The sequence below is a fragment of the Serratia sp. CY27727 genome (assembly GCF_052169275.1).
GTDB classification, from domain to species: domain Bacteria; phylum Pseudomonadota; class Gammaproteobacteria; order Enterobacterales; family Enterobacteriaceae; genus Serratia; species Serratia sarumanii.
Window position 1 is genome coordinate 460675 of record NZ_JBJNLB010000003.1, and the last position, 13458, is coordinate 474132.

The window sequence follows — 13458 nt, forward strand, 5'->3', positions numbered from 1 at the left end:
AGCCAACAACGCTGCAGTTTGAAAGATGAAGGGTACAGGCCCGTTGTCACGATTCAAAGGTATACAGCTATGAGCAACCCAACCCCCTGGTGGCAGAACGGCGTCATCTACCAAATTTATCCGAAGAGTTTTCAGGACAGCACCGGCAACGGCTACGGCGATTTGGCCGGCGTGACCCGGCGGCTGGACTATCTGCAGGAGCTGGGCGTCGACGCCATCTGGCTGACGCCGGTCTACGTGTCGCCGCAGGTGGACAACGGCTATGACGTGGCGGACTACTGCGCCATCGATCCGGCTTACGGCACCATGGCGGACTTCGAGCAGCTGATCGCCGCTGCCCACCGGCGCGGCATCCGCATCGTGATGGACATGGTGTTCAACCACACCTCGACCGAGCACCCGTGGTTCAAGGCCGCGCAGGATCGCCACAGCCCGTATCGCCAGTTTTACGTCTGGCGCGACGGCGAGGGGGATACGCCGCCGAACAACTGGCGCTCCAAGTTCGGCGGCAACGCCTGGCAGTGGCACGCCGACAGCGGCCAGTACTATCTGCACCTGTTCGCCGTCGAGCAGGCGGATCTCAACTGGGAACACCCGCCGGTGCGCGAAGAGCTGAAGAAAGTGTGTCAGTTCTGGGCGGACAAAGGCGTCGACGGCCTGCGCCTCGACGTGATCAACCTGGTGTCCAAACAGCAGGACTTCCCGTCCGACAGCCAGGGCTACGGCCGCCGCTTCTACACCGACGGCCCGCGCATTCACGAGTTCCTGCAGGAAATGAGCCGCGACGTGTTCCAGCCACGCGGCCTGATGACGGTGGGCGAGATGTCCTCCACCACGCTTGAGCATTGCCAGCAGTACGCGGCGCAGAGCGGCGGAGAGCTGTCGATGACCTTCAACTTCCACCACCTGAAGGTAGACTACGCCGGCGGTGAAAAATGGACGCGGGCGGCGCCGGATTATGTGGAACTGAAGCAGATCTTCCGCCACTGGCAGCAGGGGATGCATAACCGCGCCTGGAACGCGCTGTTCTGGTGCAACCACGATCAGCCGCGCATCGTGTCGCGCTTCGGTGATGAAGGCGCACTGCGGGTGCCGGCCGCCAAAATGCTGGCGATGGTGCTGCACGGCATGCAGGGCACGCCTTATATCTACCAGGGTGAAGAGATCGGCATGACCAACCCCGGCTTCCGCGCCATCGAGCAGTATCGCGACGTGGAAAGCCTGAACATGTACGCCGAGCTGAGCGCCCAGGGCCGCAGCGACGCCGAACTGCTGGCGATCCTGGCGGACAAATCGCGCGACAACGGCCGCACGCCGATGCAGTGGAGCGCCGCGCCGCACGCCGGTTTCACCACCGGCACGCCGTGGATCGGCTGCGCCGAGAATTACCCGCAGATCAACGCCGACGCGGCGCTGGCCGACCTCGACTCGGTGTTTTACGCCTACCGCCAGCTGATCACCCTGCGCAAGCAGTATCCGCTGCTGATCCACGGCGACTATCAGGATCTGGCGCCGGATCACCCGGCGCTGTGGTGCTATCAGCGCAGCTGGAACGGCCAGCGCCTGCTGGTGGTGGCCAACCTGAGCCGCGAACCGCTGGCCTGGGCGGCGGAAGGCGTGGAAGCCTCCGCCCAATGGCGCCCGCTGATGAGCAACTACAGCGACTCGGCAGACCAGCCGCAGGCGCTGACGCTGCGGCCGTTCGAAGCGGTGTGGTGGCTGCTCGAAGACTGACCCCGCAGGGCGCAGCGATGAACTGCGCCCTACAATGTCCCCATCAGCGCCACCACCCCGGCGGCCGCTTGCGCCAACTGCTCATCGCTCATGTCGCTCACGCCCTGCACCAGATGCGGCGGCAGATAATCCATGCCGGTCAGGTTAGCCAGCGCGTGGAACGGCAGCAGCAGATCCTGCACCGGATAGCGGTTGTAGCCTGCCGGCGTGTAGGCCTGCGCGTTGCCGCCGGTGCTCACCACCAATTGCAGCGGCTTGCCGTGCAGTTTGGTGCCCTCGCTGCCGTAGGCGAAACCATAAGTTAATACCGCGTCCTGCCATTCGCGCAGGATCGCCGGCGAGCTGTACCAGAAAAACGGGAACATCATTACCACCGCATCGTGGCTTGCCAGCAGTGCCTGTTCGCGCGCCACGTCGATGCGGTAATCCGGGTAAGCGCGGATCAGCTCGTGCACGGTCACGTTAGGCAGCGGGCGCACCGCCTCGATCAGCGCCTGGTTGATGCGCGACTCGTCGGGGGTGCGGTGGGCGGTTAACACTAAAATGCGTGACATAAATGATTCCTTGAACGTAAAGAAGATGAGGCATTTTTCCATTTCTGCCGCTTCGGGTGTAGGCTGTTCAAGGTCACTTCAATTTCAACCGAAAGTATCAACCACTATGTCGCTGCCCTTTGACGTGCACCGCCTGCTGCCGGCCTTCCTCGCCGCCGCGCAGGCGCAAAATTTCTCCGCCGCCGCCCGCCAGCTGGGCGTCACGCCGGCAGCGGTCAGCAAAAATATCCGCGCGCTGGAAGAGAAGCTGGCGCTGCGGCTGTTTCAGCGCAACACCCACAACGTGCTGCTGACCGACGAGGGCAAAGCGCTGCTGGCGCAGGTGGCGCCGCTGTGGCAGGCGTTGGCGGCGACGCTGGAAAGCGCCGGCGGCGAACGGCAGGCGCCGGCCGGGGTGGTGCGCGTCACGATGATCCCCGGCTTTGGCCGCCAGATGCTGATGCCGTTGATCCCGCAATTTCTGGCGCGCTACCCGCAGATCGATCTCGATCTGTCGCTGGATGCCCGGGTGGTGAATCTGGTGGGCGAAGGTTTCGACGTCGGCATCGGCAGCCGGGTCGATCCCGACAGCCGGCTGGTGGCGCGCCCGCTCTACCCGATGCATATGGTGCTGGCAGCGTCGCCCGACTATCTGGCGCGGCGCGGTGAACCGCAAACGCCGCACGATCTGCTGCGGCACGACTGCCTGCTGCACCGCAACCCCAGCAACGGCCGCCACGTCAAATGGCAGCTGCGCCATCAGGGCGAAACGCTGGCGCTGGATCTGAACGGCCGGCTGGTGGTCAGCCGCCCCGAGATGTTGCTGGATGCGGCGCTGGCCGGGTTGGGCATCGTCAACCTGGCGCGCTGGTACCTCGACAAGCACTTCGAACAGGGCACGCTGCGGCCGGTGCTGGCGGAGTGCTGGCCGCGCCCGGTGCAGCTGTGGCTCTATTACGCCTCGGCGGATCTGCCGCCGCGGGTGCGCGTCTGGGTCGACTTTCTGCTGGCGCATTTTCGCGATCGGCCAGTGAGCGATTGACGACTGTTCAGCTTGCGCACGCTCTTCCGTTTTCCTTGTTCTACATCAAAAGAATCTCGCCAATATCTATATATAGTGCATTAAGAATTGCGAACACCTATATATAGTAGTTATCCACAAAATAATCCACACGCCGCCACAGCCCTTGCGCGCTGCGGCTTTGCCCTGTGGATAAGCGAAATTTGACGGTTGCTCGCCACGCCAGGCGGGTATGAACGCTCCCTCGGGGAACAAGGAGTACAACGTGAAACCAGTAGTGATTAAGCGGGACGGTTGCCAGGTACCTTTTGACGAAGCGCGCATCGCGCAGGCCATCGAGCGCGCCGCGCTGGCGGTGGGCGTGGTCGACGCCGACTACTGCGCCACCGTCGCCCGCGTGGTCGCTCAGCGCATGGAGCAGCAGCCGCGCGTCGATATCCACGAGATCCAGCAGGCGGTGGAAAACCAGCTGATGGCCGGCGAGTACAAACAGCTGGCGCGCGCCTATATCGAATACCGCCACGATCGCGACGTGGCGCGCGAGCTGCGCGGCCGCCTGAACCAGGAAATTCGCGGCCTGGTCGAGCAGAGCAACCGCGCGCTGCTGAACGAGAACGCCAACAAGGACAGCAAGGTGATCCCCACCCAGCGCGACCTGCTGGCAGGCATCGTCGCCAAACACTACGCCAAGCAGCATATCCTGCCGCGCGACGTGGTGCTGGCCCATGAACGCGGCGAAATTCACTACCACGATCTCGACTACTCGCCGTTTTTCCCGATGTTCAACTGCATGCTGATCGATCTGAAAGGCATGCTGACCAACGGCTTCAAGATGGGCAACGCCGAGATTGAACCACCGAAGTCGATCTCCACCGCCACCGCCGTGACCGCGCAGATCATTGCCCAGGTCGCCAGCCATATCTATGGCGGCACCACCATCAACCGCATCGATGAAATTCTGGCGCCGTTCGTCGACGAGAGCTTCCGCAAACACCTGCAGGTGGCGGAGGAATGGCAAATCCCGGACGCCAAAGGCTATGCCATGGCGCGCACCGAGAAAGAGTGTTACGACGCCTTCCAGTCGCTGGAGTACGAGGTCAACACCCTGCACACCGCCAACGGCCAGACGCCGTTCGTCACCTTCGGCTTCGGCCTCGGCACCAGCTGGGAGTCGCGCCTGATCCAGCGCTCGATCCTGAAAAACCGCATCGCCGGGCTGGGCAAAAACCGCAAGACCGCCGTGTTCCCCAAACTGGTGTTCGCCATCCGCGACGGCCTCAACCACCAGTACGGCGATCCGAACTACGACATCAAGCAGCTGGCGCTGGAGTGCGCCAGCAAGCGCATGTACCCGGATATCCTCAACTACGATCAGGTGGTGAAAGTCACCGGCTCGTTCAAAACGCCGATGGGCTGCCGCAGTTTCCTCGGCACCTACGAGCAGGACGGCGAACTGGTGCACGACGGCCGCAACAACATCGGCGTCATCAGCCTCAACCTGCCGCGCATCGCGCTGGAGGCGATGGGCGATGAGTCGCGCTTCTGGGCGCTGCTGGATCAGCGCCTGCAGCTGGCGAAAAAGGCCCTGATGACGCGCATCGCCCGGCTGGAAGGCATCAAGGCGCGGGTGGCGCCAATCTTGTACATGGAAGGCGCCTGCGGCGTGCGGCTGAAGGCCGACGACAACATCGCCGATATCTTCAAGAACGGCCGCGCCTCGATTTCGCTGGGCTATATCGGCCTGCACGAGACCATCAACGCGCTGTTCGGCGGCGAAAACCACGTGTATGACGACGAAGCGCTGCGCGCCAAAGCGGTGGCGATCGTCGCGCGCCTGCGCGCCGCCGTCGACGCCTGGAAAGACGAGACCGGCTACGGCTTCAGCCTCTACAGCACGCCGAGCGAGAACCTGTGCGATCGCTTCTGCCGGCTGGACACCGCCGATTTCGGCGTGGTGCCGGGCGTCACCGATAAGGGCTATTACACCAACAGCTTCCACCTCGACGTGGAGAAGAAGGTCAATCCGTATGACAAGCTGGACTTCGAAGCGCCCTACCCGCCGTTGGCCAGCGGCGGCTTCATCTGCTACGGCGAATACCCGAACCTGCAGCACAATCTGAAGGCGCTGGAAGACGTGTGGGACTACAGCTACAGCCGGGTGCCTTACTACGGCACCAACACGCCGATCGACGAGTGCTACGAATGCGGCTTCACCGGTGAATTCTCCTGCACCAGCAAGGGCTTCACCTGCCCGAAATGCGGCAACCACGACTCGGCCAAGGTCTCGGTCACCCGCCGGGTGTGCGGCTACCTCGGCAGCCCCGATGCCCGGCCGTTCAACGCCGGCAAGCAGGAAGAGGTGAAACGCCGGGTGAAACACCTCGGCAACGGGCAGCTCGGCTGAGAAACGCCGCGCAGCCTATGCAGAAGCCTGTTCATCAGGCGTGATTGTCGCAGCCAGTTTGCCTTCGGCCAGCGCGCACCAACCGCAGCGTACACGCAGTACGTAAGGATTGGGAGCACTGCCCGGAGGCAAAATGGCCAGTAAAATAGCCTGATGGGCAGGCCTCACATGAATTATCACCAGTATTACCCGATCGACGTGGTCAACGGCCCCGGCACCCGCTGCACGCTGTTTGTCGCCGGCTGCGTGCACCAGTGCCCCGGCTGCTACAACAAAAGCACCTGGCGGCTCAACTCCGGCCAGCCGTTTACCGCGGCGCTGGAAGACCGCATCATCGCCGATCTGAACGATACGCGCGTGCCGCGCCAGGGGCTGTCGCTCTCCGGCGGCGATCCGCTGCATCCGGCCAACGTGCCAAGCATCTTAAAGCTGGTGAAACGGGTGCGCGCCGAGTGCCCCGGCAAGGATATCTGGCTGTGGACCGGCTACCGGCTGGCGGAGCTGGACGCACAGCAAATGCAGGTGGTGGACAGGATCAACGTGCTGATCGACGGCAAGTTCGTGCAGGATTTGAAAGACCCGGCGCTGATTTGGCGCGGCAGCAGCAACCAGGTGGTGCATAGGTTACGATGAGCTATCAACACACGTTTCAATAGGTATTCATCCAGATTCGATCTGACACATCTGCAGCATGGAGCCAATCTGACGGGCGTATTTGTGCCAGAAGCATATTTTGCTAATTCCCCGCTGTATCAATCACAGGGAAAAATTATTGGGTACTATTAGTCATTAATCGACAGTACTATGTTTAAAATATGTTTTATAAATCGAGTGATAGGTGTTTTGACATGGATATTAATGAGTTTCCACCGGGAGTTATGGAACATCTTGGTTGGTATGTATACCGATTGATTGATCCAAGGGATGGAAGTACTTTCTATGTGGGGAAGGGAAAAGGTAATCGTGTATTTGCTCATATGCGCGGTGAGGTCGCAATAGCTGATGATAATGAACTGCTTAGTAACAAACTCAAGCAACTTAGAGAGATAAGACTAGCAGGTCTCGAAGTCATCCATGTTATCCATCGGCACGGAATGGCTGATGAAAAGACTGCTTACGAGGTTGAAGCCGCACTTATAGACGCCTATCCTGGTTTAACTAACATCATGAACGGTGCTGGCAGCAATGAATATGGTGCTGCGCACATCAAAGAGTTAATCGCTACATACCAACCTGAAACAGTTGTGTTCCAGCATAAAGTTCTGATGATATCAGTTAATAGAAGTTCAAAGGATGTAGACCTCTATGATGCCGTACGTTTTAGCTGGCGTGTCAGCATTGAGCGTGCCTGTAAAGCTGAGGTCATACTTGCTACAGTGAGGGGGATCGTAAGAGGGGTTTATATCGCTGATGAGTGGCTCAAATCTACTCGTGAGAATTTTCCAGAGATGCCTTCATGGGATGCAGACGATGAGTTTGAATCTACTCAAAAATCCCGCTTTGGGTTCCGAGGAAGAGTCGCCCCCCCAGAGATAACGAAGATTTATCTTGGTAAAAAGATTCCGGATATTCTAAGAAAGAAAGGTGCTATGTCTCCTGTGAAATATTCTCCAGGTTTTTGATTTCGGAATGGTGAATAGCTACTAATTCTGTAATCACCTTTTGGGAAAAGTACCAACTTCCGCTCCTCGCTCAAAGCCGCCTGGCAGTTCTATCCGTAGACACTGCCAGCCCAACTCTAAACGAATCCCCCTCAACACCCCCGCCGATAGCGCGCCATGATTTTTGCTTTAAATATAGCCATTCGTTTTTCTACCTCCGAATGGCTGAAATAAACCGCGGTGCCGTTTCTTAAGCGATCAAGGGCGGCATCTACCCTTTCACGCAACGCTTGCTCCAGCAACATCGCCTCTACGTCCATTTCAGGTTTATTCCGCTGTTCCATTTCCATCTCCTCCATCGAGATAGCGTCAAGTCACGAATCCGTTACACCAACCCCATCCCCACCACGCCGGTCAGCACGCCGCACAGCGCCACCAGCGCCGCCGTCAGGCACAGTGCCCGGGAGGAGAAAGCTTTGTTGAGCATCAGCAGCGAAGGCAGGCTGACCGCCGGCAGGGTCATCAGCAGCGCCAGCGCCGGGCCTGCGCCCATGCCCGCCAGCATCATGGTCTGCACGATCGGGATCTCCGCCGCGGTGGGGATAACGAACAGGCAGCCGACGATCGCCAGCGCAACGATCCACAGCAGGCTATTGTCGACGGCGCCGTCGGCGTGCGGGAACAGCCAGACCCGCGCCGCCCCCAGCGCCAGCACCGCCAGCACGTAGATCGGGATGGTCGACCAAAACAGCGCCCACAGCGCTTTGCCCCAGCGGGCGAGGAACGGCTGCTCGTCGTTCTGCGCCGTCATCACCAGCGGTTGCGGCGCGGCGGGCTGTGGATCGTTGGCGGTCACGCGCTGCACCAGCCAGGCGATGCCCAGCACCATCACCACGCCCGCCACCAGGCGGATGGCGGCGAACGGCCAACCGAGCACAAATCCCATAAACACCAGCGTCGCCGGGTTCAATACCGGGTTGGCGAGCCAAAAGGCCAGCGCGGCGCCGCTGGACACCGACTGGCGGCGCATGCCGGCGGCAACCGGCGCGGCACAGCAGGTGCACATCATGCCCGGCAGCGCGATCAGCGCCCCCAGCACGGTGCCGGAAAAACGCCGGTGGCCGAGCGTGCGCGCCAGCCAGTCACGCGGGATCAGCACCTGCACCAGCGAACCTAACAGCACCCCGAGCAGCGCCGCCTTCCATACCGCGCTGAAGTAGACCAGCGCGTACTGCCAGGCCGCCAGCCAGGGGTTCGCGGCGCCGTCGGCCAGGATCGATTTGCCGATCGAGTGGCTGTCCGCCGCCACGAAGGCCTTGCCGTAGTAAGGCTGCCATTTGACGTAGTAGAGGCCGACGGCCACCACCAGCAGAAACAGGATCGGTTTCCACAGCGGCCAGGCGCGTGGGGCGTGTTCAGGGGCGTTCAGAGATTGCGGCATGGTAGCGGCCAGAGTCAGTCAACAGTGGCGCCAGCATAGCGCGCCGCCGCCGCCCGTGCACGCCCGTGCTGTCCAAAATAGTTCATCTGTTCGCCACCGACGCGTAACGCGATTGTCATCTGCGCCCGGCACCATGATGCCAACTTGAAAACCACAGGGTAGACGCACGATGAAACGCACCGCTTTCGCCTTCATCGCACAGCCATCGGTATGACGAGGTTTTTATTATGATGGAGTTATCTAGACATCCGACCACTTACCCCACCCGCTATCAGCAGATCGCCGCGCAGCTGGAACAGGAGCTGCGCACGCAGTACCGCTGCGGCGACTACCTGCCTTCGGAACAGCAACTGGCCGAACGTTACCAGGTCAATCGCCACACCCTGCGCCGCGCGGTGGATCAGCTGGTAGAGCGCGGCTGGCTGCAGCGCCGCCACGGCGTCGGCATTCTGGTGCTGATGCGGCCTTACGACTACCCGCTGCACGCCAATACCCGCTTCAGCCAGAACCTGTTCGAACAGGGCAGTCACCCCACCAGTGAGCGCTTACTCGCTGTCTTGCGCCCGTGTAATGGGCATGTCGCCAGCGCACTCTCGCGTGAAGAAGGCGAAATGGTGATCCACCTGCGCACCCTGCGCCGAGTCAACGGCGTGCCGATGAGCGTGATTGACCACTATCTGCCCGATCTGGACTGGTGGCCGGCGCTGCAGCAGTTCCACAGCGGTTCGCTGCACCAGTTTATCGAACAGCACCTGCAGCAGCCGCTGACCCGCCGCCAGACGCGCATCAGCGCGCGCCGCGCGCAGGCCAAAGAGAGCCGGCTGCTTGAGATCGCCACCCACGCGCCGCTGCTGTGCGTGCGCACCCTTAACGTCCGCAGCGGCGGCGAAGACGTGGCGGAATACTCCGTCAGCCTGGCCCGCGCCGACATGATTGAACTGACGATGGAGCACTGAATGCAAGCCTTAGAGTCGAGACAACGCTGGATGTCGGTGCTGGCGCACAGCCGGCCCGAGCAGCTGCGCAGCCACTGGCAGGCGCTGAACCTCAGCCCGGGTTACCGCAGCATCCGCGCGCCGGAGATCGGCCTGGCCCAACTGCAGGGGCGCATGGGCGCCACCGGCCGCCGCTTCGTGCTGGGGGACATGACGGTCACCCGCGCGGTGGTGCAGCTGGACAACGGCGGCTACGGCTACAGCTATATCGCCGGGCGCGACAAGGCGCATGCCGAGCTGTGCGCGCTGGCCGATGCGCTGCTGCAACAGCCGGAACACGGCGAACGCCTGCAACAACAGCTGATCGCGCCGCTGGCCGCGCTGCAGCACGAACAGCGCCAGCTGCGCGCCCGGGCGATCGCCGCCAGCCGGGTGGACTTCTTTACGCTGGTGCGAGGGGATTAAGCCATGAGTTTATTGACCGGTTTTGAGCAACCGATAGACCAATCGCAGCACGCTTTCCGTTTGATTCTTAAAGCCTTGAGCGAACCGGGCCACCGGGTGACGCTGCCGAACGGCCCGGCCTGGGCGCCGCTGAACGCCGCCAGCACCGCCGCGCTGCTGACGCTGGCCGATCAGGAAACGCCACTGCAGCTGTGCGCGGCGCTTAAAAGTGAGCAAGTGCTAACAAACATTCGTTTTCACAGCGGTGCGCCGCTGGCCGCCACGGCGCAGGAGGTCTGTTTTGCCCTGTTCGATGAGCAGCTGCAGGCCGCCGATCTGCAGGCGTTACCGCACGGCACGGAAATCTCGCCGGAGTTTAGCGCCACGGTCATCGTGCAGCTCGGTGAGCTGGAGAACGGCGCCGCGCTGCGCCTGACCGGCCCCGGCATCGAGAATCATCGTCTGATAGCGCCGCGCCTGCCGCCGGCGCTGCTGGATTACCTGATCAACCGCCCGCAGCGCTTCCCGCTGGGGCTGGATATCTTACTGACCTGCGGCGATCGCCTGCTGGCGATCCCGCGGACCACCCGCGTGGAGGTGTGCTGATGTACGTAGCGGTAAAAGGGGGCGAAAAAGCCATTGAGGCCGCCCATCAGCTGCAGGAACAGCTGCGGCGCGGCGACGACGCGCTGCCGGCGATCGGCGCGGAACAAATCGAACAGCAGCTGGGCCTGGCGGTGGATCGGGTGATGACCGAAGGCGGCATCTACGATCGCGAGCTGGCGGCGCTGGCCATCAAACAGGCCAGCGGCGATCTGGTGGAGGCGATCTTCCTGCTGCGCGCCTATCGCACCACCCTGCCGCGCCTAGCGGTCAGCGAGCCGCTGGCCAGCGAAAACATGCGGCTGGAGCGGCGTATTTCGGCGGTTTACAAGGACTTGCCCGGCGGGCAGGTGCTGGGGCCGACCTACGACTACACCCACCGGCTGCTGGACTTCGCGCTGCTGGCGGAAGGCGAGGCGCCGCGTGCGCCGCAGGCCGACGAACCGCTGCCGGACAACTGCAGCCACGTGTTCGATCTGTTGTGTCGCCAGCAGCTGGCGCGGGAGGAACAGGACGACGGCAGCACGCCGGACGACATCACCCGCAACCCGCCGGTTTACCCCTGCTCGCGCTCGGCGCGCCTGCAGCAGCTGGTGCGCGGCGACGAAGGTTTTCTGCTGGCGCTCGGCTACGCCACCCAGCGCGGCTACGGCCGCAACCACCCGTTCGCCGGCGAGATCCGCACCGGCCACGTTTCGGTGGAGATCGTGCCTGAAGAACTCGGTTTCGCCATCGATATCGGCGAAATCCTGCTGACCGAGTGCGAAATGGTCAACGGCTTCGTCGATCCCAAGGACCACCCGCCGCACTTCACCCGCGGTTACGGGCTGGTGTTCGGCCGCGCCGAACGCAAGGCGATGGCGATGGCCTTGGTGGACCGCGCATTGCAGAGCCCCGACTACGGCGAAGGCGTCGCCGGCCCGGCGCAGGACGAAGAGTTCGTGCTGGCCCACGCCGACAACGTCGAGGCCGCCGGCTTCGTCTCCCATCTCAAGCTGCCGCACTACGTCGACTTCCAGGCCGAACTGGAGCTGCTCAAGCGGCTACGACAGGAATACAGCGAGCGTCAGGAGGCCCGCGATGAGTGAAATATTGACCGGCTATAACCTCGGCTATCTGGACGAGCAGACCAAGCGCATGATCCGCCGCGCTATCCTGAAGGCGGTGGCGATCCCCGGCTATCAGGTGCCGTTCGGCGGCCGCGAGATGCCGATGCCCTACGGCTGGGGCACCGGCGGCATTCAGCTCACCGCCAGCGTTATCGGCCGCGCCGACGTGCTGAAGGTGATCGACCAGGGCGCCGACGACACCACCAACGCGGTGTCGATCCGCCGCTTCTTCCAGCGCGTCGCCGGGGTGGCCACCACCGAACGCACGCCGGAGGCCACGCTGATCCAAACCCGTCACCGCATTCCGGAAACGGCGCTGCGCGAAGACCAGATCCTGATCTATCAGGTGCCGATCCCGGAGCCGCTGCGCTTTATCGAACCGCGCGAAACCGAGACCCGCAAGATGCACGCGCTGGAGGAGTACGGCGTGATGCAGGTGAAGCTGTATGAAGACATCGCGCGCTACGGCCATATCGCCACCACCTACGCCTACCCGGTGAAGGTCAACGATCGCTACGTGATGGATCCGTCGCCGATCCCGAAATTCGACAACCCGAAAATGCACATGATGCCGGCGCTGCAGCTGTTCGGCGCCGGGCGCGAGAAACGCATCTACGCCCTGCCGCCGTTCACCAAGGTGGAGAGCCTGGACTTCGACGACCACCCGTTCAGCGTGCAGCAGTGGGACGAACCCTGCGCGCTGTGCGGTTCGCGCCACAGCTACCTGGACGAGGTGGTGCTCGACGATCGGGGCAGCCGCATGTTCGTCTGTTCGGACACCGACTACTGCCGGCAGCAGCTGGCGCAATCTTCGCAAGAGGCGCAGCACTGATGACTTCCACCCCTTTGAGCACCACTCCGCTGCTGTCGGTGAACCGGCTCACCCACCTGTACGCCCCCGGCAAGGGCTTCAGCGACGTGTCGTTCGACATCTACCCCGGTGAAGTGCTGGGCATCGTCGGCGAATCCGGCTCCGGCAAAACCACGCTGCTGAAATCGATCTCGGCGCGGCTGGCGCCGCAGCGCGGGCAGATCCTTTACCGCCCACAGGCGGGCCAGGAACACGACCTGTACGCCATGGCGGAGAGCGATCGCCGCCGCCTGCTGCGCACCGACTGGGGCGTGGTGCACCAGCACCCGCTCGACGGCCTGCGGCCGCAGGTCTCCGCCGGCGGCAACATCGGCGAACGGCTGATGGCCATCGGCCAGCGCCATTATGGCGACATTCGCCGCCAGGCCGGTCAGTGGCTGGAAGACGTCGAAATCCCGCTGTCGCGCCTCGACGATCTGCCGACCACCTTCTCCGGCGGCATGCAGCAGCGGCTGCAGATCGCCCGCAACCTGGTCACCCACCCCAAGCTGGTGTTTATGGATGAGCCGACCGGCGGGCTGGACGTGTCGGTGCAGGCGCGCCTGCTCGATCTGCTGCGCAACCTGGTGGTGGAAATGCAGCTGGCGGCGGTGATCGTCACCCACGATCTCGGCGTGGCGCGGCTGCTGGCCCACCGCCTGCTGGTGATGAAACAGGGTGAAGTGGTGGAGAGCGGCCTGACCGACCGGGTGCTGGACGATCCGCACCATCCTTACACCCAGCTGCTGGTTTCTTCGGTGCTGTCGTAACCCAAGGCGATAA

The 13458-nt window shown here is 62.6% G+C and carries 14 protein-coding genes; 11 read left to right on the top strand and 3 right to left on the bottom strand.

Going from position 1 to position 13458, the window contains the following annotated elements; all coding sequences use genetic code 11:
* Positions 1 to 69 precede the first annotated feature (69 nt).
* Entirely contained in the window at positions 70 to 1734 is a 1665-nt protein-coding gene (gene treC / locus ACJ8HB_RS11770) for an alpha,alpha-phosphotrehalase (protein WP_094859879.1), read from the top strand.
* A gap of 29 nt (positions 1735 to 1763) precedes the next feature.
* Here the strand turns inward: treC and ACJ8HB_RS11775 are convergent, their stop codons facing one another.
* The gene (locus ACJ8HB_RS11775; protein ID WP_094859880.1) at positions 1764 to 2288 is read right to left on the bottom strand and encodes an NAD(P)H-dependent oxidoreductase; all 525 of its coding nucleotides are present in this window, start codon (positions 2286 to 2288) and stop codon (positions 1764 to 1766) included.
* A 106-nt stretch (positions 2289 to 2394) separates the two neighbouring features.
* Here ACJ8HB_RS11775 and ACJ8HB_RS11780 point away from each other — a divergent pair, with 106 nt between their 5' ends.
* The 4 genes from ACJ8HB_RS11780 to ACJ8HB_RS11795 all read left to right on the top strand — a co-directional run bounded on the left by ACJ8HB_RS11780 (position 2395) and on the right by ACJ8HB_RS11795 (position 7314).
* Positions 2395 to 3309, top strand: coding sequence for a LysR family transcriptional regulator (locus ACJ8HB_RS11780; RefSeq protein WP_094859881.1), 915 nt, complete (start codon positions 2395 to 2397; stop codon positions 3307 to 3309).
* Positions 3310 to 3553: 244 nt separating this feature from the next.
* The gene (gene nrdD / locus ACJ8HB_RS11785; RefSeq protein WP_004933403.1) at positions 3554 to 5692 is read left to right on the top strand and encodes an anaerobic ribonucleoside-triphosphate reductase; all 2139 of its coding nucleotides are present in this window, start codon (positions 3554 to 3556) and stop codon (positions 5690 to 5692) included.
* A gap of 168 nt (positions 5693 to 5860) precedes the next feature.
* Positions 5861 to 6325, top strand: a complete 465-nt coding sequence (gene nrdG / locus ACJ8HB_RS11790) for an anaerobic ribonucleoside-triphosphate reductase-activating protein (RefSeq protein ID WP_060422977.1) — start codon at positions 5861 to 5863, stop codon at positions 6323 to 6325.
* A gap of 215 nt (positions 6326 to 6540) precedes the next feature.
* Complete coding sequence (locus ACJ8HB_RS11795) at positions 6541 to 7314, top strand: LEM-3-like GIY-YIG domain-containing protein (protein WP_033652779.1); 774 nt, start codon at positions 6541 to 6543, stop codon at positions 7312 to 7314.
* Positions 7315 to 7445: 131 nt separating this feature from the next.
* Here ACJ8HB_RS11795 and ACJ8HB_RS11800 read toward each other — a convergent pair whose 3' ends face one another.
* Together ACJ8HB_RS11800 and ACJ8HB_RS11805 are read right to left on the bottom strand one after the other, a co-directional pair.
* Positions 7446 to 7637, bottom strand: a complete 192-nt coding sequence (locus ACJ8HB_RS11800) for a hypothetical protein (protein WP_094859888.1) — start codon at positions 7635 to 7637, stop codon at positions 7446 to 7448.
* 41 nt (positions 7638 to 7678) lie between these two features.
* Positions 7679 to 8734: a permease gene (locus ACJ8HB_RS11805; RefSeq protein WP_094859883.1), complete on the bottom strand. Its 1056-nt coding sequence runs from the start codon at positions 8732 to 8734 to the stop codon at positions 7679 to 7681.
* Positions 8735 to 8961: 227 nt separating this feature from the next.
* On the opposite strand from ACJ8HB_RS11805, the gene phnF reads away from it, so the two are divergent.
* Genes phnF through phnK form a run of 6 tightly spaced genes read left to right on the top strand, consistent with a single transcriptional unit; the run spans position 8962 to position 13445 of the window.
* The gene (gene phnF / locus ACJ8HB_RS11810) at positions 8962 to 9690 is read left to right on the top strand and encodes a phosphonate metabolism transcriptional regulator PhnF (protein ID WP_015376439.1); all 729 of its coding nucleotides are present in this window, start codon (positions 8962 to 8964) and stop codon (positions 9688 to 9690) included.
* Positions 9691 to 10134 (top strand): phosphonate C-P lyase system protein PhnG, encoded by a 444-nt coding sequence (gene phnG / locus ACJ8HB_RS11815; protein WP_019453314.1) that lies wholly within the window; start codon positions 9691 to 9693, stop codon positions 10132 to 10134.
* Between the two features lie 3 nt (positions 10135 to 10137).
* Positions 10138 to 10719 carry a phosphonate C-P lyase system protein PhnH gene (gene phnH, locus ACJ8HB_RS11820; protein WP_047569593.1) on the top strand — a complete coding sequence of 194 codons (582 nt, stop codon included), beginning with the start codon at positions 10138 to 10140 and terminating at the stop codon, positions 10717 to 10719.
* Positions 10719 to 11804, top strand: a complete 1086-nt coding sequence (locus ACJ8HB_RS11825) for a carbon-phosphorus lyase complex subunit PhnI (protein WP_041037630.1) — start codon at positions 10719 to 10721, stop codon at positions 11802 to 11804. Before phnH ends, ACJ8HB_RS11825 begins: the two co-directional genes overlap by 1 nt.
* Positions 11797 to 12657, top strand: a complete 861-nt coding sequence (locus ACJ8HB_RS11830) for an alpha-D-ribose 1-methylphosphonate 5-phosphate C-P-lyase PhnJ (protein ID WP_047569596.1) — start codon at positions 11797 to 11799, stop codon at positions 12655 to 12657. The genes ACJ8HB_RS11825 and ACJ8HB_RS11830 overlap by 8 nt, the downstream gene beginning before the upstream one ends.
* Complete coding sequence (gene phnK, locus ACJ8HB_RS11835) at positions 12657 to 13445, top strand: phosphonate C-P lyase system protein PhnK (protein WP_033636845.1); 789 nt, start codon at positions 12657 to 12659, stop codon at positions 13443 to 13445. The genes ACJ8HB_RS11830 and phnK overlap by 1 nt, the downstream gene beginning before the upstream one ends.
* Positions 13446 to 13458 lie beyond the last annotated feature (13 nt).

Bases quoted from the DNA above. Each gene is read 5' to 3' on its own strand.
- treC (WP_094859879.1), top strand. From the start codon at position 70: ATGAGCAACCCAACCCCCTGGTGGCAGAACGGCGTCATCTACCAAATT.
- ACJ8HB_RS11775 (WP_094859880.1), bottom strand. From the start codon at position 2,288: ATGTCACGCATTTTAGTGTTAACCGCCCACCGCACCCCCGACGAGTCG.
- ACJ8HB_RS11780 (WP_094859881.1), top strand. From the start codon at position 2,395: ATGTCGCTGCCCTTTGACGTGCACCGCCTGCTGCCGGCCTTCCTCGCC.
- nrdG (WP_060422977.1), top strand. From the start codon at position 5,861: ATGAATTATCACCAGTATTACCCGATCGACGTGGTCAACGGCCCCGGC.
- ACJ8HB_RS11795 (WP_033652779.1), top strand. From the start codon at position 6,541: ATGGATATTAATGAGTTTCCACCGGGAGTTATGGAACATCTTGGTTGG.
- ACJ8HB_RS11800 (WP_094859888.1), bottom strand. From the start codon at position 7,637: ATGGAACAGCGGAATAAACCTGAAATGGACGTAGAGGCGATGTTGCTG.
- ACJ8HB_RS11805 (WP_094859883.1), bottom strand. From the start codon at position 8,734: ATGCCGCAATCTCTGAACGCCCCTGAACACGCCCCACGCGCCTGGCCG.
- phnF (WP_015376439.1), top strand. From the start codon at position 8,962: ATGATGGAGTTATCTAGACATCCGACCACTTACCCCACCCGCTATCAG.
- phnG (WP_019453314.1), top strand. From the start codon at position 9,691: ATGCAAGCCTTAGAGTCGAGACAACGCTGGATGTCGGTGCTGGCGCAC.
- phnH (WP_047569593.1), top strand. From the start codon at position 10,138: ATGAGTTTATTGACCGGTTTTGAGCAACCGATAGACCAATCGCAGCAC.
- ACJ8HB_RS11825 (WP_041037630.1), top strand. From the start codon at position 10,719: ATGTACGTAGCGGTAAAAGGGGGCGAAAAAGCCATTGAGGCCGCCCAT.
- ACJ8HB_RS11830 (WP_047569596.1), top strand. From the start codon at position 11,797: ATGAGTGAAATATTGACCGGCTATAACCTCGGCTATCTGGACGAGCAG.
- phnK (WP_033636845.1), top strand. From the start codon at position 12,657: ATGACTTCCACCCCTTTGAGCACCACTCCGCTGCTGTCGGTGAACCGG.